The sequence below is a fragment of the Streptomyces parvus genome (genome assembly GCF_032121415.1).
Taxonomy (GTDB): domain Bacteria; phylum Actinomycetota; class Actinomycetes; order Streptomycetales; family Streptomycetaceae; genus Streptomyces; species Streptomyces globisporus_A.
Window position 1 is genome coordinate 4,129,905 of sequence record NZ_CP135079.1, and the last position, 20,503, is coordinate 4,150,407.

Genomic DNA, 20,503 nt, shown 5'->3' on the forward strand with positions numbered 1-20,503 from the left:
GTGGGTGGGGGTGAAGTAGGGATAACCCCACCCGATGTCCGACGCGGCTGCTTACGCTCCGTTTAGCAGGCCCTAGACTCCCGTGCGTACAGAACCCGTGTGCACGCAACGGGCACGCGGACAGACGCGGACGACGAGGGAGCGAGGGGCGGACGTGGCCGACGTTACGGACGTGACCGGCGTGGCGGACGCGGCGGGCATGACCGGGGTGTCCGGCGTTCCGGTGTCCGGCGTTCCGGGGGACGGACCCACCGCACTCGCCTCCGAGTACTTCCAGAGCTATTCGGTCATCGGCCTGCTCGCCCTGGTCGGCGTCCTGTTCGTCGCCGTGGCCTTCGGGGCCGGGCGACTGCTGCGCCCCATCGTGCCCACCCCGGAGAAGCTGCTCACCTACGAATGCGGCGTCGACCCGGTCGGCGAGGGCTGGGCGCACACCCAGGTGCGCTACTACGTCTACGCGTTCCTGTACGTGATCTTCGCGGTCGACTCCATCTTCCTTTTCCCGTGGGCCACGGTGTTCGCGGCGCCGGGGTACGGCGCGACGACCCTGGTCGAAATGTTCATCTTCCTCGGCTTCCTGGCCGTGGGACTGCTCTACGCATGGAAGAAGGGCGTCCTCGCATGGGCCTGACGAGCCGGCCGAACCCCGCGTCGCAGCAGCCCGCGTCCCCGCCTCCCGCCGACCCGGTCCTCCTCCCCGAGCCCAAGCGCCTCGGCGTGCTCTCGCGGCTCGCACCGGAGCCGATGAAGGTCGTCCTCAACTGGGGCCGCCGTTACAGCCTCTGGGTCTTCAACTTCGGACTCGCCTGCTGTGCCATCGAGTTCATCGCCGCGTCCATGGCCCGCCACGATTTCATCCGGCTCGGGGTGATCCCGTTCGCCCCCGGACCCCGTCAGGCCGACCTCATGATCGTGTCCGGCACGGTGACGGACAAGATGGCCCCGGCCGTGAAGCGGCTGTACGAGCAGATGCCCGAACCGAAGTACGTCATCTCCTTCGGCGCCTGCTCCAACTGCGGCGGCCCCTACTGGGACTCGTACTCCGTGACCAAGGGTGTCGACCAGATCATCCCCGTCGATGTGTACGTACCCGGCTGCCCGCCCAGGCCCGAAGCGCTGCTCCAGGGCATCCTCAAGCTCCAGGAGAAGATCGCGCGGGAATCCCTCGCCGAGCGGTACGCCTCCGGTGGGACAGGTGGCGGGCCGTCCACCGAGGCCCTGCGCAGCGGTCTCGTCGCCGCGCCGGCGGCCGCTTCCCGACCGGACGAGGAGGGGCGGCGATGAGCGATCGCGACCAGCACGCGGAGTCCGCTGCCGGGGCCGAGGCATACGACCGGCTGCCGGACGCGGTCACCGACGTGTTCGGCGACGAGGCCACGGCGGAGTCGTCGTACGACCTGCTGACCGTCGACGTCCCCGCCGCCGACTGGCTCACCGCGCTGCAGACCGCCCGCGACGAACTCGGGTGCACCTATTTCGACTGGCTCAGCGCCGTGGACGAACCGGGCGTCGGCTTCCGCGTCTGCGCCCATGTAGCGGCCCTCGGCACGGGTACGGTGCGGCGGCTGATGGTCCGCACGACCGTGCCGCACGACGCGGCGGTGCTGCCCAGCGCCATCGACGTGTACGCGGGCGCGGCCTGGCACGAGCGCGAGACGCACGAGATGTTCGGCGTCGCGTTCGACGGCCACCCCCATCTCGTACCGCTGCTGCTGCCGGAAGGCTTCGAAGGCCACCCGCTGCGCAAGGACTTCGTCCTGGCCGCGCGCGTCGCGAAGGCCTGGCCCGGGGCGAAGGAGCCCGGGGAGCCGGCAGAGGGCCACACCGGTCCCAAGCGACGCGCGATGCTCCCGCCCGGCGTCCCCGACCCCAACGAATGGGGCCCTCTGAAGGGACAACTCCCCCCGGCCGCCGCCCGCCCGACCCGGGCCGCCCGCCCCGCGGCCGACCGCCCGCCCCGCCGCACCCGCACGGCGGGCGAGGGCTCGGCGGCACAACGCGCCACGACACCCGGCCCGAAGGCCACCGCGCCGCCTGGTACGGCTGCCCCCATGACCTCCGGCACGCAGGCGCCCGACGTGGCCGGTGCCGCTGCCCGGGAGGCCCCCACGGCGGCCGGTGCGCGGACACCCGCCCCCACGACACCGGCGACCCCTGCGTCCCCGGACGTGCCCGCGTCTGCGGGGGCACCCGATGGGCCCGAGGCCCCGGGGACTCCCGCCGCGACCCGTCCCCGCCGGTCCCGGTCGGCTTCAGAGGGCTCGGCCGGCCAGCAGCCGCCCGCCGATGGTCCCGCGGAGGCCCCGCCCGCCCCGGCACGCCGTTCCCGCTCGGCGTCGGATGGTTCGGCGAGCCAACGCCCGGAGCCGGACGGGGAAGGGACCACCCCGGCAGGCCGTTCCCGCTCGGCGTCGGACGGCTCGGCCGGCCGGCGTCCCGAGCCGGGCGAATCACCCGCGCCGCCGACGGCCGGCCCGCGCCGTTCCCGCTCCGCCTCCGGAGGCTCGGCCAGCCGGCGTTCGGCGTCGGGCGCGACCGAGGGCACGCCGTCGCGTCCGCCCCGGGTGCGCAGCACGGACGCCCCGTGGCACGACGCGCAGCCGGCCTTCGACGAACCGGAGGGGCCGGAGGCCGAGTCTCCGGACGCGCCTTCCCAGCCCTTCCGGCGTTCGCTGAGCGGGGACACGGGGGCGGAGCCCCCGGTTCGGGAAGGGGCGGGCAGGGGAGAAGCCCCGCGCAGCGGCCCCACCCCCACCCCCACCCCCACGCCCAGCGACAACCCGGAACCGAGCGACGCCCCGGACTCCGGCAACGCCTCAGACCCGAGCGACACCTCGGACCCCAGCGACAAGCCCACCCCCGACGAACAACCCCCCACCCCAGACAGCCCCGCTCCAGACCACCCCGCCGGAGGCGATCCCGAGTGAACGACGTGTCCGACGTCGCCCTCCGTCTGGCCGTCGTCTTCGTCGTGTTCCTGGTCGCCCCCCTCCTCGTGGGCCAGACGGAACACAAGGTGATGGCCCACATGCAGGGCCGCCTGGGCCCCATGTACGCAGGCGGCTTCCACGGCTGGGCCCAGCTCGTCGCGGACGGCGTGAAGTTCGCGCAGAAGGAGGACGTGGTCCCGGCCGCCGCCGACCGCCGTGTCTTCCAGCTCGCCCCCGCCGTCGCCCTCCTCCCGTACCTCCTCGTCCTCGCCGTCATCCCCCTCGGCCCCGGCGACGGCGCGGTCGGCCAGGTCGTCGACGCGGGCATCTTCTTCGTACTCGCCGTCATGGGCATCGGCGTCCTCGGCTCGCTCATGGCCGGCTGGGCATCCGCCAACAAGTTCTCCCTGCTCGGCGGTCTCCGTACCGCCGCGCAACTCCTCTCCTACGAGCTGCCGATGCTCCTGGCCGCCGCCTCCGTGGCCATGGCGGCCGGCACGGTCTCCCTCACCGGCATCCTCGACGCCTTCGCGTGGTGGTGGCTGCCCTGGCAGATCGTCGGCGCCCTGGTCTTCTTCGTGGCCGGACTCGCCGAACTCCAGCGGCCGCCGTTCGACATGCCGGTGGCCGACTCCGAGATCATCTTCGGCGCGTACACCGAGTACACCGGTCTGCGCTTCGCCCTGTTCCTCCTCGCCGAGTACGCGGGCATCGTCATCCTGTGCGCCCTGACCACCGTCCTCTTCCTCGGCGGCTGGCACGGCCCGTTCGGCGCCGACGGACTCGGGTGGCTCTGGACCCTCCTCAAGACCGCCCTCCTCGCGTTCGTCGTCATCTGGCTGCGCGTCAGCTACCCGCGCCTGCGTGAGGACCAGTTGCAGAAGCTCGCCTGGACCACCCTCGTCCCGCTCGCCCTCGCGCAGATCGCGCTCACCGGCATCGTGAAGGTGGCGATCAACTGATGCCCCCGATCCCCGGATCCGGCCTGGCCAAAGGTCTTGCCGTCACCCTGCGCACGATGACGAAGAAGACCGTCACCGCGCAGTACCCGGACACCCAGCCCGAACTCCCGCCCCGCTCCCGGGGCGTCATCGGGCTGTTCGAGGAGAACTGCACGGTCTGCATGCTCTGCGCCCGTGAGTGCCCCGACTGGTGCATCTACATCGACTCCCACAAGGAGACGTCGCCGCCCGCCGCCCCCGGCGGCCGTGAGCGCAGCCGGAACGTCCTCGACCGCTTCGCCATCGACTTCTCCCTCTGCATGTACTGCGGTATCTGCATCGAGGTCTGCCCCTTCGACGCGCTGTTCTGGTCACCCGAGTTCGAGTACGCGGAGACGGACATCCACGAACTCACCCACGAGCGGGACAAGCTCCGCGCGTGGATGTGGACCGTGCCGGAGCCGCCCGCCCTCGACCCCGGCGCCGAGGAGCCCAAGGAGATCGCCGCCGCCCGCAAGGCCGCGGACAAGATCGCCGCCCAACGCGCACAGGAACAGCAGGAACACCGCCAACAGCCGGACGAAGAGGGAGGAACCGCGTGATGCTGCACACCGCTCCTCCGCTGCTCACCTCCGCCGCGGGCGACCACCCCGGCTTCCTCTCCCCGTCCGGCGTCGAGATCGCGTTCCTCCTCGTCGGCCTCGCCACCCTCGGCGCCGCCGTCATCACCGTCACCACCAGGCAACTGGTGCACGCCGCGCTCTGGCTCGTCGTCGCGCTCGGCGGACTGGCCGTCGAGTACCTCCTGCTCACCGCGGAGTTCATCGCCTGGGTCCAGGTACTGATCTACGTCGGCTCCATCGTCGTCCTCCTCCTCTTCGGCCTGATGCTCACCCGGGCCCCCATCGGACGCTCCCCGGACGCCGACTCGGGCAACCGGTCGGTGGCCTTCGGTGTGGCCCTCGCCTCGGCCGCCGCCCTCGTCTGGGTCGTCGTGGACGCCTTCCGCACGACGTGGATCGACCTCGACGGGCCGGTCCAGGGCTCCACCGCCGTCACCGGAGCCTTCCTCTTCCGGAACTGGGTCCTCCCCTTCGAGGCGCTCTCCGTCCTCCTGCTCGCCGCTCTCGTCGGCGCGATCGTCCTGTCCCGCAAACGCGACACGGGCACGGGCACGGACTCCACGGGCCGCCGCGGCCCGACCAGCACGCCCGGCACACCCGGCACACCCGGCACACCCGGCAAGGAGCAGCAGCGCTGATGCACCTCGCCTATCCCGCCGTTCTCGCCGCCCTCCTCTTCTGCGTCGGCCTCTACGGTGTCCTCGCCCGCCGCAACGCGATCCTGGTCCTGATGTCCGTCGAGCTGATGCTCAACGCCGTCAACCTCAACCTCGTGGCCTTCGACGTCTGGCTCCGCGACACCCTCCACTCCGGCCAGGCCCTCACGCTCTTCACCATCGCCATCGCCGCCGCGGAGATCGGCATCGGTCTCGCGATCGTCCTGGCCGTCTACCGCAACCGGGGCACCTCCGACATCGACCGGCTCCGCGACACCGCCGAGACGGACGAGGCGGAAACACTCCCCGAGACCGCAGAGACCGCCACCGCCGTGACCGCCACCGCCGTGACCGGCGCCGCCGGGACGACCTCCGCCGAAGCGAACGAGTCCCCGGGGAAGACGAAGAAGGCAGAGGCCACCAGGTGACCACCACGACCCTCGCCGCCCTCGTCCCCCTCCTCCCGTTCCTCGGCGCCCTCGGCGGGCTCGCCGTCGGGCGCACCGCCCCCGGCTTCGTCCGCCCGCTGGCGATCCTCCCCACCCTCACCGCGGCCGTCCTCGCCGTGCTCGTCGCCGTCCGCCAGGGCGGCGGCCGAGCCCTCGACGCCGCGACCCAGCTCACGCCCACCGGCTCGGTCCCGATCGACCTGGCGCTGCACCTCGACGGCTTCGCCGTGCTGGTCGCCGTCCTCGTCACCGTCGTCGCCACGTGCGTACAGCTCTACTCCACGGCCTACCTCCGCGACGACGCCCGCTACCCCTCCTACGCGGCCCTCGTCTCCCTCTTCACCTCCGCGATGCTCCTGGTCGTCTACTCCGGCGACCTGATGGTGCTCCTGGTCGGCTGGGAGATCATGGGCATTTGCTCGTACTTCCTCGTCGGCCACTACTGGGAGACGCCCGAAGCCCGGGCCGCCTCCCTCAAGGCCTTCCTGGTCACCAAACTCGGCGACGTCCCCTTCCTGATCGGCCTGTTCGCGCTCGCCGCCGACACCGGCAGCTTCCGGATCACCAAGATCCTCGCCGCCGTCGCCCACGGCGGGCTGGAGCACCCCACGCTCATCGCCCTGCTGCTCCTCGCGGGCGTCGCGGGCAAGTCGGCGCAGTTCCCCCTGCACACCTGGCTGCCCGACGCGATGGCCGGCCCCACCCCCGTCTCCGCGCTCATCCACGCCGCGACGATGGTCGCCGCCGGCATCTACTTCGTGGCCCGCCTGCTGCCCGTCTTCGCGGCCTCCGGCGCGGCGCTCGTCGTCCTCGCCGTGATGGCCGCCGTCACGATGATCGGGTCCGGACTCGCCGCCCTCGCCCAGGACGACATCAAACGCGTCCTCGCCTACTCGACGATCGGTCAGCTCGGCTACATGTCGGGCGCCCTCGCCGTCGGCGACCGGGGCGCGGCCGTCTTCCACCTCATCTCGCACGGTGCGTTCAAAGCCGTCCTCTTCCTCGCCGCGGGCGTCGTCATCCACGCCGCGGGCACCAACTCGCTCGCCGCCATGTCCCGGATGAGCGGCCTCGCCCGCCGTATCCCCGACGCCTACTGGACGATGACCGTCGCGCTCCTCGCGCTGGCCGCCATCCCGCCGTTCGCCGGCTTCTTCTCCAAGGAAGCCGTCCTCGTCGCCGCCGAGCACACCGCGCTGGGGGACCGGACCGTCGCCCCGGCCGCCGCGGGCTGGACGATCCTGATCGCCGGGCTCCTCGCCGCCGTCCTGACCGCCTCCTACGCCGTACGCCTCTGGCTCCTCGCCTTCCGCGGCCGCGGGGCCGAAATCCCCGACCACGGCAAGCAGCCCCTCGCCATGACCTCCGTCCTGTGGATCCTGGCCGTCCCCACCATCGGCTTCGGCCTCACCGCCGGCCTGCTCGGCGACTGGTTCGACGGGCACGGCCTCACGCCGTCCCTCACCACCGCCGTCCTCTCGACCGGCGTCACGCTCGTCGGCGGCCTCGTCACCTACGGCGCCTGGCGGCACACCACCGCCCTTGCCGCCCGAACCCCCATCGGGGCCGTGGCCGCCCACCCGGGCGCCGAACCCGCTCTCGTCGAAGCCGAGGCCATGACGTCCCACACCGCCGTCTACGGCACCATCGCGGACGCCCCCGACCCGGCCGACCCCGGCAGGCTCCTCCTGGGCCCGCTGCACCGCCACGCGGTCACCGGCTTCCACCTCGACGCCCTGTACACGGCGCTGTTCGTCCGGCCGGTCCGGGCAGCCGCCCACCTCGTCCGCTTCCTGGACCGCGAGGTCGTCGACACCTACGTCAACGGGACGGGCGCCGTCACCCGCCTCCTCGGCACCGCGGTCCGCCGGGCCCAGACCGGCAACGTGCAGACCTACGTCAGCGCCCTGCTCGCCGGGTCCCTCGCCCTGGCGATCGCCGCCGTCGTCTTCGCCAACGTCAACGCGGGGTCGTGACCGTGATCGATATCAGCCCGTCCGTGATGCAGTTCCTCCTGGCGTTCATCGTCGTCGCCCCGCTCCTCGGCGCCCTCGCGGCCCTGCTGCCCGCCCCGCCCGGGCTCAAGGGGAAGAACCCCGACCAGGCCGTGCTCCGCCACGGCGTGACCGTCACCGGGGCCGTCCTCGTCGCCGCGATCGTCCTGGCCGCGGGCTTCGACCACGACCACCCCGCCACGATGCAGGCGACCACCGACATCAGCTGGATCCCGGCGCTCGACGTCCGCATCCACCTCGGCATCGACGGCATCTCGCTCCCCCTCCTGGTCCTGACCGCGCTGCTGACCTTCCTCTGCGCGCTGTACAGCTACTTCAAGCTGCCCGCGGGCCCCTCACCGAAGGCGTTCGTCGCCCTCGTCCTCGTCCTGGAGTCCGGCACCCTCGCCACCTTCGCCGTCCTCGACCTGCTGCTCTTCTTCCTCGCCTTCGAGATGGTCCTCATCCCGATGTACTTCCTCATCGCCCGCTGGGGCGGCGACCAACGGCAGGCGGCCGCATGGAAGTTCATCCTCTACACGCTGCTCGGCTCGGTCGTCATGCTGCTCGGCCTCCTCCTCATCGGGTTGAAGAGCGGCACTTTCGACATGGTGGCACTCGCCACTGACAACGGCCGCGGCCTCACCACATCCGTGCAGGTCATCGCCGTACTCGCGATCGGCCTCGGGCTCGCCGTGAAGACCCCGATGTGGCCCCTGCACAGCTGGCTTCCCGACGCCCACACCGCCGCCCCGACCGTCGGATCCGTCCTCCTCGCCGGGGTCCTGCTGAAGATGGGAACGTACGGGTTCGTCCGGATCCTGCTCCCCGTCGCGCCGGACGGCATGCGCACCTTCGCGCCCTACCTCGCCGCGTTCGCCGTCGTCGGCATCGTCTACGGATCCCTCGCCTGCCTGGCCCTGGCCCGTACCGGCGCCAAGGGTGACCTCAAGCGGCTCATCGCGTACTCCTCCGTCGGCCACATGGGCTTCGTCCTGCTGGGCATCGCCACCATGACCCCCACCGGAGTCAACGGCGCGCTCTTCGCCAACATCGCCCACGGCCTCATCACCGGCCTGCTGTTCTTCCTGGTCGGCGCCGTCAAGGACCGCTACGGCACCGCCGACCTCGACACCCTCGCCGGAGCGAGGGGAGCCGCCCTCTACGGCCGGGCCCCCCGCCTCGGCGCGCTGCTCGCCTTCGCCGCCGTCGCCTCGCTCGGCCTGCCCGGACTCGCCGGGTTCTGGGGCGAGATGCTCACCCTGTTCGGCGCGTACAGCCCCGCCGAAGGCCTCAGCCGCCCCGCGTTCCGCACCTTCATGGCCATCGGGGCGTTCGGCACCCTGCTCACCGCCGCGTACATGCTCATCGTCGTCCGCCGCGTCTGCATGGGCGAGCACGCGCCCCACTCCCGACTGTCGCCCGACGAGCAGACCCCTCAAGCGGCGGACGGCCCCCAGCAGTCCGGAGCCGCCGGCTCCCCGTCGTCCGGAGGCGCCGGCCCCCGAACGGCCACCACCCCGCAGCTCGCCGACATCCACCCGTACGAAGCCGCCGCCTGGACCCCGCTGGCCGCGCTCACCGTCGTCGCCGGCCTCTGGCCCGCCGTCCTCCTCGGTCTCACCGACCCCGCCGTGCAGCAGCTTCTCGCAGGAGGCAAGTCGTGACCGCGGACCTCAGCACCACCGCCGGAAGCCTCGTCGCACAGGCCCCGGCCACGACGGCCCCCGGCACCGACGACGCCGCCGGAAGCCTCGTCGCGGCCGACGTCCCCAGCGTCGTCCAGTCCATCGACTGGCTCGCCATCGCGCCCCCCACCCTCACCGCGCTGGCCGCCCTGGCCGTCCTCGTCGCCGACCTGTTCCTGCCGGCCCACCGCAAACGGCTCCTCGGGTACGCCACCCTCATCGCGCTCGCCGCCGCCCTGGCGTTCCTCATCCCTCTGCGCTCCGGAGACCGGACCACCTTCTGCGTCACCACCGGCGCCCAGGCCTGCAGCTACGCCGCCGACCACTTCACCGTCGTCATCCAGGCCCTGGTCCTCGGCGGCGCGTTCCTCACCGTCCTGCTCTCACTCGACGACACCCGCGAGCTGCCGGCGGGGGAGTACTGGTTCCTGCTCCTGGCCTCCGCCTCGGGAGCGGCCCTGCTGCCCGCCTCCCGTGACCTCGCCACGCTCGTCGTCGCCCTCGAAGTCGCCTCCCTCCCCGCGTTCGCCCTCGTCGGCATCAAACGCGGCGACCGGCGCTCCTCCGAGGCCGCGCTGAAGTTCTTCCTCTCCTCCGTCGTCGCCACCGCCGTCATGCTCCTCGGCGTCAGCTTCGTGTACGCGGCCACCGGCACCCTGCACCTCACCGAGATCGCCGACCGTCTCGACGACGTCGCCCCGGTCCTCGACACCCTCGCCAAGACGGGGGTGGCCCTCACGCTCGTCGGCTTCGCCTTCAAGACGGCCGCCGCGCCCTTCCACTCCTGGGTCCCCGACACCTACGTCGGCGCGCCCCTCCCGATCGCCGCTTATCTCTCCGTGGTGGGGAAGGCCGTAGGGTTTTCGGGCCTCATTCTGGTGACCGTCATCGCGTTCCCCTCCTATGCGGACGTCTGGGGGCCCGCCCTCGCCGTCCTCGCCGCGCTCACCATGACCGTCGGCAACGTCGCGGCCCTCCGCCAGAACGCCACCCGCGCCCGCAGCGCCGTCCGCCTCCTCGCCTGGTCCTCCGTCGCCCAGGCCGGCTACCTCCTGGTCCCGATCGCCGCCGCCGCGTACTCCAGCGACGAACAGATCGGCTCCACCGTGGCGTACGCCCTCATGTACGCGGTGGTGAACCTGGGCGCGTTCGCGGTCGCCGCCCTCGTCGCCCGTACGCGCCCCGGCAACCGGCTCTCCGACTACCGGGGCCTGTACGCCACCCGGCCCCTCGCCGCCCTGGCCCTCGGGTTCTTCCTGCTCTGCCTGGCCGGACTGCCGCCCGGCATCATCGGGCTCTTCGCAAAGGTCACCGTCTTCTCGGCGGCGGTCGACGCGGGCCTCGGCTGGCTCGCCGTCGTCATGGCCGTCAACGTGGTGATCGCTCTCTACTACTACCTTCAGTGGACCGCGATCCTCTTCCGCACGCCGGACGGGGACCCGGAAACGGCCGGGCAGGACACCGGATCCCCGGCCTCCGCGCCGCCCCGCCGATTCCGCGCACCCACCCCGCTCACCACGGCGATCGTCCTCACATCCACCGCCGGAATCCTGCTGTCGGGGGCCCCGCAGGCCGTCCTGCGCTTCGCCGCCGTCAGCCTCTTCTGAGGGCGCTCGACCCCGCAAGATCGGTTTGCCCGCGGTGCCCGCCGCAGGGCATGGTCTTGGCTGCATACGACACGTACTCGGCGTGGACGCGTTGGGGAAAACGAGGAGCGAGAGCAGTGCTGAACGGGTTCAAGGACTTCATCCTGCGCGGGAATGTCATCTCGATGGCGATCGGTCTCGCCGTCGGTGCCGCCTTCACCGCCGTCGTCACCGGCTTCAGCAACGCCTTCATCACCCCGCTCATCGGTCTCGCCACCCGCGGCACCGGCGACTTCAGCAAGGCCTCCTACAAGGTCGACGGAGTCGTCTTCCCCTACGGCCTCTTCATCAGCGCCGCCATCGCCTTCCTGATCACCGCCGCGGTCCTCTACTTCTGCGTCGTGGTCCCCATGGCCAAGGTCCAGAACCGCTTCGCGAAGGAAGAGGCCGTCGACATCAAGGCCGCCCTCCGCGACTGCCCGCGCTGCTTCAGCGAGATCCCCGCGGTCGCCTCCCGCTGCGGCCACTGCACCAGCGAGGTCGAGCCCGACCCCGAGGCAGTCTCCCTCGCCAAGCTCCCCGCACAGCAGCACTGACAGCACAGCAGCCACCGACCCCCCGGCAGCACCGACCCCGCAGAGGGCGGTACCGCCCCACCGAGTCACCCCGCACCATCAGGACGGCCCGCCGCCACCCGTACGGCCCAGCGTCACTCCGTACGGGGCCGGGGGCCCGACCGGCGCGAACACGCGGCACAGCCCCCGCCCTCCGGCCGCACGCACAAGGGAACTAGCTCCTCTCGCCTGGCGTTGACCAGTACAGGAGGCTCCACTGGGGAGTGGAGCACCACCATGCAAAGGGTTCCCCTGCTGCACCACTTGGAGGGCGTACCGTGCACCGCCGGCACAACGGGCTCAAGACCGCCGTACTCCTCGGGGGACTGTCCGCACTCATCATCGTCATCGGCAGTTTCTTCGGACGTACGGGACTGATCGTCGCGCTCCTGGTCGCCGTGGGCACCAACGCGTACGCGTACTGGAACAGCGACAAACTGGCCCTGCGGGCCATGCGCGCCCGCCCCGTCAGCGAATTCGAGGCGCCGCAGCTCTACCGCATCGTGCGCGAGCTCTCCACGGCCGCCCGTCAGCCCATGCCGCGCCTCTACATCTCCCCGACCCAGGCGCCCAACGCCTTCGCCACCGGGCGCAATCCGCGCAACGCCGCCGTCTGCTGCACCGAGGGCATCCTCCAGATCCTCGACGAACGCGAGCTGCGCGGCGTCCTCGGCCATGAGCTCAGCCATGTCTACAACCGGGACATCCTCATCTCGTCCGTCGCCGGAGCCCTCGCCTCCGTCGTGATGTTCCTGGTCAACTTCGCCTGGCTCATCCCGGTGGGCCGCTCCAACGACGAGGAGGGGCCGGGCCTCCTCGGCATGCTCCTGATCATGATCCTGGGGCCGCTCGCCGCCTCCGTCATCCAGCTCGCCGTCAGCCGCTCCCGGGAGTACGAGGCCGACGCCTCCGGGGCCCAGCTCACCGGCGACCCGCTGGCGCTCGCCAGCGCCCTGCGCAAGCTCGACGCCGGGACGAAACAGCTCCCGCTGCCGCCCGAGCCCAGGATCGAGACCGCGAGCCACATGATGATCGCGAACCCCTTCCGCCCTGGTCAGGGGATGGCGAAAATGTTCTCGACGCACCCGCCGATGGCGGAGCGCATCACCCGACTCGAACAGATGGCAGGTCACCGCCCGTGAAAACCATCCTGAACGTCATCTGGCTGGTCCTCTGCGGATTCTGGATGTTCCTCGGCTACCTGCTCGCCGGCGTCCTGCTCTGCATCACCATCATCGGCATCCCCTTCGGCGTGGCCGCCTTCCGGATCGGCGTCTACGCCCTCTGGCCGTTCGGCCACACCGTCGTCGACCGCCGGGACGCGGGTTCGCCCTCCTGCGTGGGCAACGTCCTCTGGCTGATCCTCGCCGGCTGGTGGCTCGCCCTCGGCCACATCACCACCGGCATCGCGCTGTGCATCACCATCATCGGGATCCCCCTGGGCATCGCCAACTTCAAGCTGATCCCCGTCTCCCTCATGCCCTTCGGCAAGGAGATCGTCCCCACGGACCAGCCCTTCGCCACCCGCTGACCGGTCGAGCCCGGCGACCCCCGAGCAACCGAACACCTGCCCACCGCGTCTTGGACTTCAAGACGAAGCAAGGGGTAGGTGCAGCGACATGGGCATCATCAGTTGGATCATTCTCGGCCTGCTCGCCGGACTCATAGCCAAGATCCTTCTCCCGGGACGTGACCCGGGCGGCATCATCGGCACCACTCTCATCGGCATCGCCGGGGCCTTCGTCGGCGGCTGGCTCTCCAGCCAGTTCCTCGACCGCCCCATCAGCAACGACTTCTACGACACCGCGACCTGGATCGCCGCCATCGCCGGCTCCCTGGTCCTGCTGATCGCCTATCGGCTGCTGTTCGGCCACTCCCGCGACCGCCGCTGACCGCCGCCGGCCGGGTCGAGCCCCGCTCCCTACGCGTCCCCCGACGCCATCCCGGTCTCCCGCAGCGTCAGGTTCAACCGGCCGGCCCGCAGCCCCGCTGCCGGGTCGGCCGTTCCCGTGTACACCTTCGGCACTCCGTGGAAAGCGAACCGCGACGGCCCGCCGAACACGAACAGATCCCCGGACGCCAACTCCACATCCGTGTACGGCTGCCCGCGTCCCTCGGTGTTCCCGAAGCGGAACACGCACCTCGCCCCGATGCTCAACGACACCACAGGAGCGCTCGACCACTCCTCCCTGTCCTGGTGCATCCCCATCCGCGCGGCGTCGTCATAGAAGTTGATCAGCGCGGTGTCCGGTGCGAACGCCTGGGCCGCGCCCTCGTCCCCGTACGCCTCGGCCACCGCCGCCCGCCCCAGGTCGCCCAGCCAGTCCGGGAACGCGGCCACCCGGGCGCCGTTCACATCGTCGGCCGTACGCGCGTACCGGTACGGCTGCCAGTGCCACCCCAGGCACACCGTCCGCACCGACATCACCCCGCCACCCGGCAGCAGGGTGTGCCGGAACGGGACCGGCCCCCGCGCCCACTGACGGCACGCCACCACCAACTCCGCCCGCTGCTCCACCGAAAGCCACTCCGGCACATGGACGGCCCCCGGCGCCACGACCGTACGCGGCCGCCGGAACAGACCGTCCGAGGAGAGACCGTCGGAAGAGAGGCCGTCGGAGGGCGGCGGGGGCGTGGGCGTCACGGCTCGGACCGCCCCGCCCCGCCTTCGATCCCCAGCAGCAGCCTCTTTTGCTCCAGCCCGCCCGCGTACCCCCGCAGCGCCCCGTCCGCCCCGATCACCCGGTGGCACGGCCGCACCACCAGCAGCGGATTGCGCCCGATCGCCGTGCCCACGGCCCGTACCCCCGCGCCCGAGGCGCCGACCTGTGCGGCGACGTCCCCGTACGACACCGTGCTTCCGTACGGGATCGACTCCAGCACCGCCCAGACCCGCCGCTGGAACTCCGTGCCCAGGCCCTCGGCCAACGGCACCTCGAACCGCGTCGAACGCCCCGCGAAGTACGCCTCCAACTGCCGGGCGACGTCCGTGAACGCCTCGGGGGCGTGCCGCCAGCCGTCCTGGACGACCGCGCCGCCTTTCTGGCCGGGCACGGACAACGAACGCAGCCGGACGCCACCGGCCGTATCCGGTTCGTCCGCCGCCGCCTCGCCGACCAGCAGCAACTCGCCCAGCGGGCTCTCCACCCGCGCGTACACCGTCGTCGTCATGGCTTCTCACTTCCCCGGTCCGTACGGCCAGTCTGCGCCCGTCCGCCCACCGTCACCGGCGGTATTCGGACATCGCATCCGCGCGCTCCGCACGGGCCGCAAACGCGGAGAGGCACGCCGTCGAGGCCGGCCCCGGCGGTGTGCCCCCGCTGTGTGCGGCAGTCGACTGCCGCGACTACCGGTAGTTCACGAACTGGATCGCGAACTCGAAGTCCTTGCCCTTCAACAGCGCCTGAACGGCCTGGAGGTCGTCGCGGCTCTTCGAGCTGACGCGCAGCTCGTCGCCCTGGACCTGCGCCTTGACGCCCTTCGGGCCCTCGTCGCGGATCGCCTTCGCCACCTTCTTGGCGTTCTCCTGGGAGATGCCTTCCTCGATCGTGGCGAAGATCTTGTACTCCTTGCCGGAGAGCTGCGGCTCGCCGGCGTCCAGCGACTTCAGCGAGATGCCGCGCTTGATCAGCTTGGACTGGAAGATGTCGAGGATGGCCTTGACGCGCTCCTCGCCGTTCGCCTCCATCAGGATCTTCTCGCCCGACCACGAGATCGAGGCGCCCGTGCCCTTGAAGTCGTATCGCTGGGAGATCTCCTTGGCGGCCTGGTTGAGGGCGTTGTCGACCTCCTGCCGCTCGACCTTCGAGACGATGTCGAAACTGGAGTCGGCCATGACGTGTGGCTCCTTGCGTCGAATGTGCGTGGGGATACAGGCCGAAGCCTAGCCACCGCCGCACCCGCCGGGCGCTGATCAATCAGGTGGCGGAGCACCCCTGGCCATCGGGTATTGTTTACGTCGTCGCCAAGGAGCTCACCACGAGATCCAACGCGTCGTTCGAGGCGGTGTGCCCGAGTGGCCAAAGGGAGCAGACTGTAAATCTGCCGGCTCAGCCTACCCAGGTTCGAACCCTGGCGCCGCCACGCGAACGAAGCCCCCGACCGGTTATCCGGTCGGGGGCTTCCTCGTTGTCCGAAGCAGTCGCACCGGAGCCGCTGCCCGGGCCCGGTTCCGTCGCCCGGGAGGTCTCAGTTGCCCGCGACGTCCTTCACGGCCACCGTCACCGGCACGTTCCCGGAGATCGCCTCCAGGGTGAGGCCCGCCGTCGCCGGGTTGTCCAGCAGTTCCACCAGCGTGGCCGCCACGTCGTCGCGGGGGATCGGGCCACGGCCCGTGGAGGCGGCCAGGAGGACCTGGCCGGTGCCCGCGTCGTTGGTCAGCATCCCGGGGCGCAGGATCGTCCAGTCCAGCGCGGTGCGGGAGCGTACGGCCGCGTCCGCGGCGCCCTTGGCCCGCAGGTACACGTCGAAGACCTCGTCGCCGGGGTGGTCGGGGTCGGCGCCCATCGAGGAGACGACGAGGTAGCGGCGGACGCCCGCCGCCTCGGCCGCGTCGGCGAACAGCACGGCCGCGTCGCGGTCGACGGTGTCCTTGCGGGCGGTGCCGCTGTTCGGCCCGGCGCCCGCCGCGAAGACGGCCGCGTCCGCGCCGCGCAGCACCTCCGCGGTCTGCTCCACGGTGGCCGATTCGAGGTCCAGCACGACGGGTTCGGCGCCGGCGTCGGTCAGGTCCTGACTCTGTTGGGGGTTGCGGATGATCCCTACGGCTTCATCCCCGCGTGCGGCGAGCAGCCGCTCCAGCCGCAGTGCGATCTGTCCGTGTCCACCTGCGATGACAATGCGCATACCCCCGACCGTACGCCCGGGGGCGGGCTCGCGCTCAGTTCCTCGGCCCGGCGCCGGGGTCGGGCCGCCCCTGGCGCGGAAGTCCGCCGGGGCCCGCGGCGGCCTCGGCTCCGGAGTCGCAGTACTCGCGTACGGCGCTGGTACGGGCCACGATCCGGCCGCGGTGGATGACGATGCGGCTGTACCCGAGGGAGAGCGCCGCGGAGAGCCGTTCGCCGCGTACGGCGAGGAGTTCGGCCGGGAAGCCCGCCTCGACGCGTACGTCGGGCAGGCCGAGTGCCGCGCGGGCGCTCGTGGAGACCAGGGCGTACGCCTGTTCGGCGCGCAGCCCCGCCTGCGAGGCGAGGAGGTAGGCCGCTTCGAGCGGATCGCCGCGGCCGACCGGATTGGCCGTGTCCCGCAGCGCGCCGCCGCCCGCCGTGACGTGCACGCCGGCGGAGCGCAGAAGGCGTACGGGGGCGGTCGTCCGGCGCTCGGAACCGGTGCATCCGCCCTGGGGCAGGCAGACCACGGTGATCCCGGCGGCGGCGAGCCGGTCGGCGGCGCGGGCCGCGGCGTCCAGGGGCAGGTGGGCCAGGCCGGCGCAGGGGCCGAGGGCGACACCCGGGCGCAGTCCGGCGGCCATCGCCGCGAGCCGGGCCAGGCGGGCTGGGTCGTCGGCGTCGGTGTGCAGGTCGACGGGGCACCCGTGCTCGGCGGCGATCTCCAGGACGGCTTCGGTGTAGCCCGTGGGGTCGGGGTCGAGGTCGGGGCAGCCGCCGACGACGGCCGCGCCCATCTTCACCGCGTCCCTGAGCATCGCGAGGCTGTCCGCTCCGGCGACGCCGGTGAGGAGCCGGGGGACCGCGACGGGCATGACGTCGGCGAGGCCGCGCAGGGCGCGCCGGGTCTGCAGGACGGCTTCGAGCGGGGCGAGGCCCTGGACGTCTCCGACGCGGACGTGGGTGCGCAGGGCGGTGGCGCCGTGGCCGAGCTGGAGGAGGGCCGCCTCCGTGGCGCGGCGCTGGATGTCCTCGGCGCGGTGGGACGCGGGGCCCGGGCTCTCGGGGCCCAGGCTGTCCGCGGTGAGGGCGGTGTCGCTGTGGGCATGGGGCTCGGCCGGGGCGGGGAGCAGCAGATAGCCGCGGAGGTCGATCCGGGGCCCGCGGGCGGTGAGGCTGCCCGCCGTGCCGACGGCCTCGATCCGGCTGCCGCTCAGGCGTACGTCCACGGCCCGGCCGTCGGCGAGACGGGCGCCGCCGAGGACGAGGGCGGGGGTGTCGGCGGTGGTGGCCGCGTCGGCGCTCTCGGGCGCGTTGTCGTCGGGCCGCCGTGGCTGGCTGTCAGGCATCGCGCTCCTGGGAGGGGTGCAAGATCGCACGGAGTGACCACACCCTAGGGGCGTGCGGGGGCGGCTTCCGGGAGGAGCGGAATAGTCGTACCGGTGCGCCTGCGTCGGCCGCGGACCGGGCCCGGTCCGGATGCGGAGCCGTCCTGGATCAAGACCTGATCAGGGGGTGTGCGAGGCCCCGGGCTGGGGGCCGGAGGGTGCGGCACAAACGGATTTGGGCAACCGGCCGAGGACCGTGTAATGTCTTCATCGCTCGCCCCAATAGCTCAGTCGGTAGAGCGTCTCCATGGTAAGGAGAAGGTCTGCGGTTCGATTCCGCATTGGGGCTCTGGTGATCGGGAATCCCCGTTTCGGCGGGGGGACTCATCATCAAAGCGGTGTAGCTCAGTCGGTAGAGCAAGCGGCTCATAATCGCTGTGTCACCGGTTCAAGTCCGGTCACCGCTACTAACGGTAGCCGATTGTTGGGTCGGTCCTTCGATCGGCTACCCTTTTATGCGTTCATCCGTCCAACGTCCGTCCAAGGAGCACTCACGTGGCTGCCACCGACGTCCGCCCGAAGATCACGCTGGCCTGCGTGGAGTGCAAGGAGCGGAACTACATCACCAAGAAGAACCGGCGTAACAACCCGGACCGTCTTGAGATGAAGAAGCACTGCCCGCGCTGCAACTCGCACACCGCGCACCGCGAAACGCGCTGAATCAGGCTCGTACACGAGGCCGTCCCCTTTGGGGGCGGCCTCGTGTCGTTGTATGAGGTCGCTCCCCGCACGGGGGCGTGCCCTTGTCCGTCTTTCATCAGGTTTCTCAGGAGGTAGCGAGCTGATGGCGCTCGACCAGTCCTTCGTGGGGCGGACCTATCCGCCCACTCCGGCGTACGAGGTCGGCCGGGAGAAGATCCGCGAGTTCGCCGAGGCGGTGGGCGACACCCACCCGGCGTACGTCGACCGGGAAGCCGCCCGTGCGCTCGGTCACGCCGATGTGATCGCGCCGCCCACGTTCGTCTTCTCGATCACCTACCGGGCCGCCGGAGTGGTGGTGCAGGATCCGCAGCTGGGCCTGGACTACAGCCGCGTGGTCCACGGGGACCAGAAGTTCCGTTACGTGCGTCCGGTGCGGGCGGGGGACCGGCTGACGGTCACGTCGACGATCGAGAGCATCAAGTCCCTGGCGGGCAACGACGTTCTCGACATTCGCGGGGATGTGCACGACGAGGCCGGCGAGCTGGTGGTCACGGCGGTCACGAAGCTGGTGGCGCGCGCCGCCGAGGAGGCGTGATGACGGCGAAGGTCTCTTACGGGTCGGTCGAGGTCGGTACGGAGCTGCCGGCGCAGTCGTTCCCGGTGACGCGGGCCGCGCTCGTGCAGTACGCGGGGGCCTCGGGCGACTTCAACCCGATCCACTGGAACGAGAAGTTCGCGCGCGAGGTCGGACTGCCGGACGTGATCGCGCACGGCATGTTCACGATGGCCGAGGCGGTCCGGGTCGTCACGGACTGGGCCGGTGACCCGGGTGCGGTCGTCGACTACGGGGTGCGGTTCACCAAGCCGGTCGTCGTGCCCAACGACGACAAGGGCGCGCTGATCGAGGTCAGCGGCAAGGTGGCGGCGAAGCTGGACGACAACCTGGTCCGGGTGGACCTGGTCGCCATGTGCGACGGCAAGAAGGTGCTGGGGATGTCCCGGGCCGTGGTCCGGCTCGTCTGAGACGCGGCCGTCCGAGTCGCCGGATCCCGGCGTACGGTCCGTGGCCCCGCACGAGCGGCGGGGGCGCGGACCGTACTCTTGTCCCCGTGCAGGAACTCCACGACGCCCCCCTCGCCCCCCTGACCACCTTCCGGCTCGGCGGCCCCGCCGCCCGGCTGCTGACCGCCACGACGGACGCCGAGGTGATCGCCGCCGTCCGGGAGGCCGACGCGAGCGGCACCCCGCTGCTGGTCATCGGCGGCGGCTCCAACCTGGTCATCGGGGACAAGGGCTTCGAGGGCACCGCGCTGCGCATCGCCACGAAGGGCTTCGAGCTCTCCGGTACGTCACTGGAGCTGGCGGCCGGAGAGGTGTGGACCGACGCGGTCGCCCGGACCGTAGAGGCGGGCCTCGCGGGCGTCGAGTGCCTGGCGGGCATCCCCGGGTCCGCGGGCGCGACCCCCATTCAGAACGTCGGCGCGTACGGACAGGAGGTGTCCTCCACCATCACGGAGGTCGTCGCCTACGACCGGCGCACCCAGGAGACCGTGACGATTCCGAACGCGGAGTGCGCCTTCTCGTACCGTCACAGCCGCTTCAAGGCCGAACCCGACCGGTTCGTGGTGCTGCGTGTCCGATTCGAGCTGGAAGAGGCCGACGGGTTTTCCGCGCCCCTCAAGTACCCCGAAACGGCCAGGGCCATGGGCGTCGAGCAGGGCGACCGCGTGCCGCTGCCGGCCGCCCGCGAGACCGTCCTGCGGCTGCGCGCGGGCAAGGGCATGGTGCTGGACCCGGAGGACCACGACACCTGGTCCGCGGGGTCCTTCTTCACCAACCCGATCCTCGAACCGGCCGCCTTCCAGGAGTTCCTCGGCCGGGTCCTCGAACGCCTCGGGCCGGACGTGACGCCCCCGGCGTTCCCCGCCGAGGACGGCCGTACCAAGACCTCGGCGGCCTGGCTGATCGACCGGGCCGGCTTCACCAAGGGGTACGGCAGCGGCCCCGCCCGGATCTCCACCAAGCACACCCTCGCCCTCACCAACCGGGGCGCGGCCACCACCGAGGATCTGCTCGCCCTGGCCCGCGAGGTCGTCGCCGGGGTGCACGCGGCCTTCGGCGTCACCCTGGTCAACGAGCCGGTGACGGTCGGCGTCAGCCTGTAGT

23 protein-coding genes and 3 tRNA genes are annotated in these 20,503 nt (G+C 71.6%); 21 read left to right on the forward strand and 5 right to left on the reverse strand.

What is annotated here, in order from left to right:
- Nucleotides 1-199: 199 nt before the first annotated feature.
- The 14 genes from RNL97_RS19705 (at nucleotide 200) to RNL97_RS19770 (ending at nucleotide 13,373) form a co-directional block, all read left to right on the forward strand.
- Nucleotides 200-631, forward strand: a complete 432-nt coding sequence (locus tag RNL97_RS19705; protein ID WP_078651958.1) for an NADH-quinone oxidoreductase subunit A — start codon at nucleotides 200-202, stop codon at nucleotides 629-631.
- Nucleotides 622-1,284: an NADH-quinone oxidoreductase subunit B gene (locus RNL97_RS19710; RefSeq protein WP_030578214.1), complete on the forward strand. Its 663-nt coding sequence runs from the start codon at nucleotides 622-624 to the stop codon at nucleotides 1,282-1,284. Before RNL97_RS19705 ends, RNL97_RS19710 begins: the two co-directional genes overlap by 10 nt.
- Nucleotides 1,281-2,927, forward strand: a complete 1,647-nt coding sequence (locus RNL97_RS19715; protein ID WP_313751000.1) for an NADH-quinone oxidoreductase subunit C — start codon at nucleotides 1,281-1,283, stop codon at nucleotides 2,925-2,927. Before RNL97_RS19710 ends, RNL97_RS19715 begins: the two co-directional genes overlap by 4 nt.
- Nucleotides 2,924-3,892, forward strand: coding sequence for a complex I subunit 1/NuoH family protein (locus RNL97_RS19720; RefSeq protein WP_030578196.1), 969 nt, complete (start codon nucleotides 2,924-2,926; stop codon nucleotides 3,890-3,892). The genes RNL97_RS19715 and RNL97_RS19720 overlap by 4 nt, the downstream gene beginning before the upstream one ends.
- The gene (locus RNL97_RS19725) at nucleotides 3,892-4,473 is read left to right on the forward strand and encodes a NuoI/complex I 23 kDa subunit family protein (RefSeq protein WP_030578193.1); all 582 of its coding nucleotides are present in this window, start codon (nucleotides 3,892-3,894) and stop codon (nucleotides 4,471-4,473) included. The genes RNL97_RS19720 and RNL97_RS19725 overlap by 1 nt, the downstream gene beginning before the upstream one ends.
- Entirely contained in the window at nucleotides 4,473-5,132 is a 660-nt protein-coding gene (locus RNL97_RS19730; RefSeq protein WP_313751649.1) for an NADH-quinone oxidoreductase subunit J family protein, read from the forward strand. The genes RNL97_RS19725 and RNL97_RS19730 overlap by 1 nt, the downstream gene beginning before the upstream one ends.
- A complete protein-coding gene (nuoK, locus tag RNL97_RS19735; protein WP_313751001.1) occupies nucleotides 5,132-5,578 on the forward strand; it encodes an NADH-quinone oxidoreductase subunit NuoK in 447 nt (148 codons plus the stop codon). The genes RNL97_RS19730 and nuoK overlap by 1 nt, the downstream gene beginning before the upstream one ends.
- A complete protein-coding gene (locus RNL97_RS19740) occupies nucleotides 5,575-7,575 on the forward strand; it encodes an NADH-quinone oxidoreductase subunit 5 family protein (RefSeq protein ID WP_030578183.1) in 2,001 nt (666 codons plus the stop codon). The genes nuoK and RNL97_RS19740 overlap by 4 nt, the downstream gene beginning before the upstream one ends.
- Nucleotides 7,572-9,260, forward strand: coding sequence for an NADH-quinone oxidoreductase subunit M (locus RNL97_RS19745; protein ID WP_030578181.1), 1,689 nt, complete (start codon nucleotides 7,572-7,574; stop codon nucleotides 9,258-9,260). The genes RNL97_RS19740 and RNL97_RS19745 overlap by 4 nt, the downstream gene beginning before the upstream one ends.
- Complete coding sequence (locus RNL97_RS19750; protein WP_030578179.1) at nucleotides 9,257-10,888, forward strand: NADH-quinone oxidoreductase subunit N; 1,632 nt, start codon at nucleotides 9,257-9,259, stop codon at nucleotides 10,886-10,888. The genes RNL97_RS19745 and RNL97_RS19750 overlap by 4 nt, the downstream gene beginning before the upstream one ends.
- 116 nt (nucleotides 10,889-11,004) lie before the next feature.
- Nucleotides 11,005-11,463 (forward strand): large conductance mechanosensitive channel protein MscL, encoded by a 459-nt coding sequence (gene mscL, locus RNL97_RS19755; protein ID WP_030578176.1) that lies wholly within the window; start codon nucleotides 11,005-11,007, stop codon nucleotides 11,461-11,463.
- 296 nt (nucleotides 11,464-11,759) lie between these two features.
- Entirely contained in the window at nucleotides 11,760-12,623 is an 864-nt protein-coding gene (gene htpX, locus RNL97_RS19760) for a zinc metalloprotease HtpX (protein WP_313751002.1), read from the forward strand.
- A complete protein-coding gene (locus RNL97_RS19765) occupies nucleotides 12,620-13,012 on the forward strand; it encodes a YccF domain-containing protein (RefSeq protein ID WP_030578170.1) in 393 nt (130 codons plus the stop codon). The genes htpX and RNL97_RS19765 overlap by 4 nt, the downstream gene beginning before the upstream one ends.
- Nucleotides 13,013-13,100: 88 nt before the next feature.
- On the forward strand, nucleotides 13,101-13,373 hold the full coding sequence (locus tag RNL97_RS19770; RefSeq protein ID WP_006126852.1) for a GlsB/YeaQ/YmgE family stress response membrane protein: 273 nt from the start codon (nucleotides 13,101-13,103) through the stop codon (nucleotides 13,371-13,373).
- A 29-nt stretch (nucleotides 13,374-13,402) separates the two neighbouring features.
- On the opposite strand, the gene RNL97_RS19775 is transcribed toward RNL97_RS19770, so the two are convergent.
- The 3 genes from RNL97_RS19775 to RNL97_RS19785 form a co-directional block, all read right to left on the reverse strand.
- Nucleotides 13,403-14,017, reverse strand: coding sequence for an alpha-ketoglutarate-dependent dioxygenase AlkB family protein (locus RNL97_RS19775; RefSeq protein WP_374115201.1), 615 nt, complete (start codon nucleotides 14,015-14,017; stop codon nucleotides 13,403-13,405).
- 104 nt (nucleotides 14,018-14,121) lie between these two features.
- Nucleotides 14,122-14,652, reverse strand: coding sequence for a methylated-DNA--[protein]-cysteine S-methyltransferase (locus RNL97_RS19780; protein ID WP_030578164.1), 531 nt, complete (start codon nucleotides 14,650-14,652; stop codon nucleotides 14,122-14,124).
- Nucleotides 14,653-14,827: 175 nt separating this feature from the next.
- The gene (locus RNL97_RS19785; RefSeq protein ID WP_030578161.1) at nucleotides 14,828-15,316 is read right to left on the reverse strand and encodes a YajQ family cyclic di-GMP-binding protein; all 489 of its coding nucleotides are present in this window, start codon (nucleotides 15,314-15,316) and stop codon (nucleotides 14,828-14,830) included.
- 166 nt (nucleotides 15,317-15,482) lie between these two features.
- Here RNL97_RS19785 and RNL97_RS19790 point away from each other — a divergent pair.
- A tRNA-Tyr gene (locus RNL97_RS19790) sits at nucleotides 15,483-15,564 on the forward strand.
- Between the two features lie 105 nt (nucleotides 15,565-15,669).
- Here RNL97_RS19790 and RNL97_RS19795 read toward each other — a convergent pair.
- Both RNL97_RS19795 and RNL97_RS19800 read right to left on the reverse strand, forming a co-directional pair.
- Nucleotides 15,670-16,326 (reverse strand): SDR family oxidoreductase, encoded by a 657-nt coding sequence (locus RNL97_RS19795; protein WP_313751004.1) that lies wholly within the window; start codon nucleotides 16,324-16,326, stop codon nucleotides 15,670-15,672.
- Nucleotides 16,327-16,360: 34 nt separating this feature from the next.
- Complete coding sequence (locus RNL97_RS19800) at nucleotides 16,361-17,656, reverse strand: amidohydrolase family protein (protein WP_030578155.1); 1,296 nt, start codon at nucleotides 17,654-17,656, stop codon at nucleotides 16,361-16,363.
- Nucleotides 17,657-17,911: 255 nt separating this feature from the next.
- Between RNL97_RS19800 and RNL97_RS19805 the strand changes: the two genes are divergently transcribed.
- The 6 genes from RNL97_RS19805 (at nucleotide 17,912) to RNL97_RS19830 (ending at nucleotide 20,502) form a co-directional block, all read left to right on the forward strand.
- Nucleotides 17,912-17,984: transfer RNA gene (locus tag RNL97_RS19805), tRNA-Thr, on the forward strand.
- A gap of 45 nt (nucleotides 17,985-18,029) precedes the next feature.
- Nucleotides 18,030-18,102: transfer RNA gene (locus RNL97_RS19810), tRNA-Met, on the forward strand.
- 88 nt (nucleotides 18,103-18,190) lie between these two features.
- A complete protein-coding gene (gene rpmG, locus RNL97_RS19815) occupies nucleotides 18,191-18,355 on the forward strand; it encodes a 50S ribosomal protein L33 (RefSeq protein ID WP_003956487.1) in 165 nt (54 codons plus the stop codon).
- 124 nt (nucleotides 18,356-18,479) lie between these two features.
- The gene (locus tag RNL97_RS19820) at nucleotides 18,480-18,932 is read left to right on the forward strand and encodes a MaoC family dehydratase N-terminal domain-containing protein (RefSeq protein WP_010058828.1); all 453 of its coding nucleotides are present in this window, start codon (nucleotides 18,480-18,482) and stop codon (nucleotides 18,930-18,932) included.
- On the forward strand, nucleotides 18,932-19,360 hold the full coding sequence (locus RNL97_RS19825; protein WP_030578152.1) for a MaoC family dehydratase: 429 nt from the start codon (nucleotides 18,932-18,934) through the stop codon (nucleotides 19,358-19,360). Before RNL97_RS19820 ends, RNL97_RS19825 begins: the two co-directional genes overlap by 1 nt.
- An 86-nt stretch (nucleotides 19,361-19,446) precedes the next feature.
- Nucleotides 19,447-20,502, forward strand: coding sequence for a UDP-N-acetylmuramate dehydrogenase (locus RNL97_RS19830; RefSeq protein WP_030578149.1), 1,056 nt, complete (start codon nucleotides 19,447-19,449; stop codon nucleotides 20,500-20,502).
- The last annotated feature ends 1 nt before the right edge of the window (nucleotide 20,503 follow it).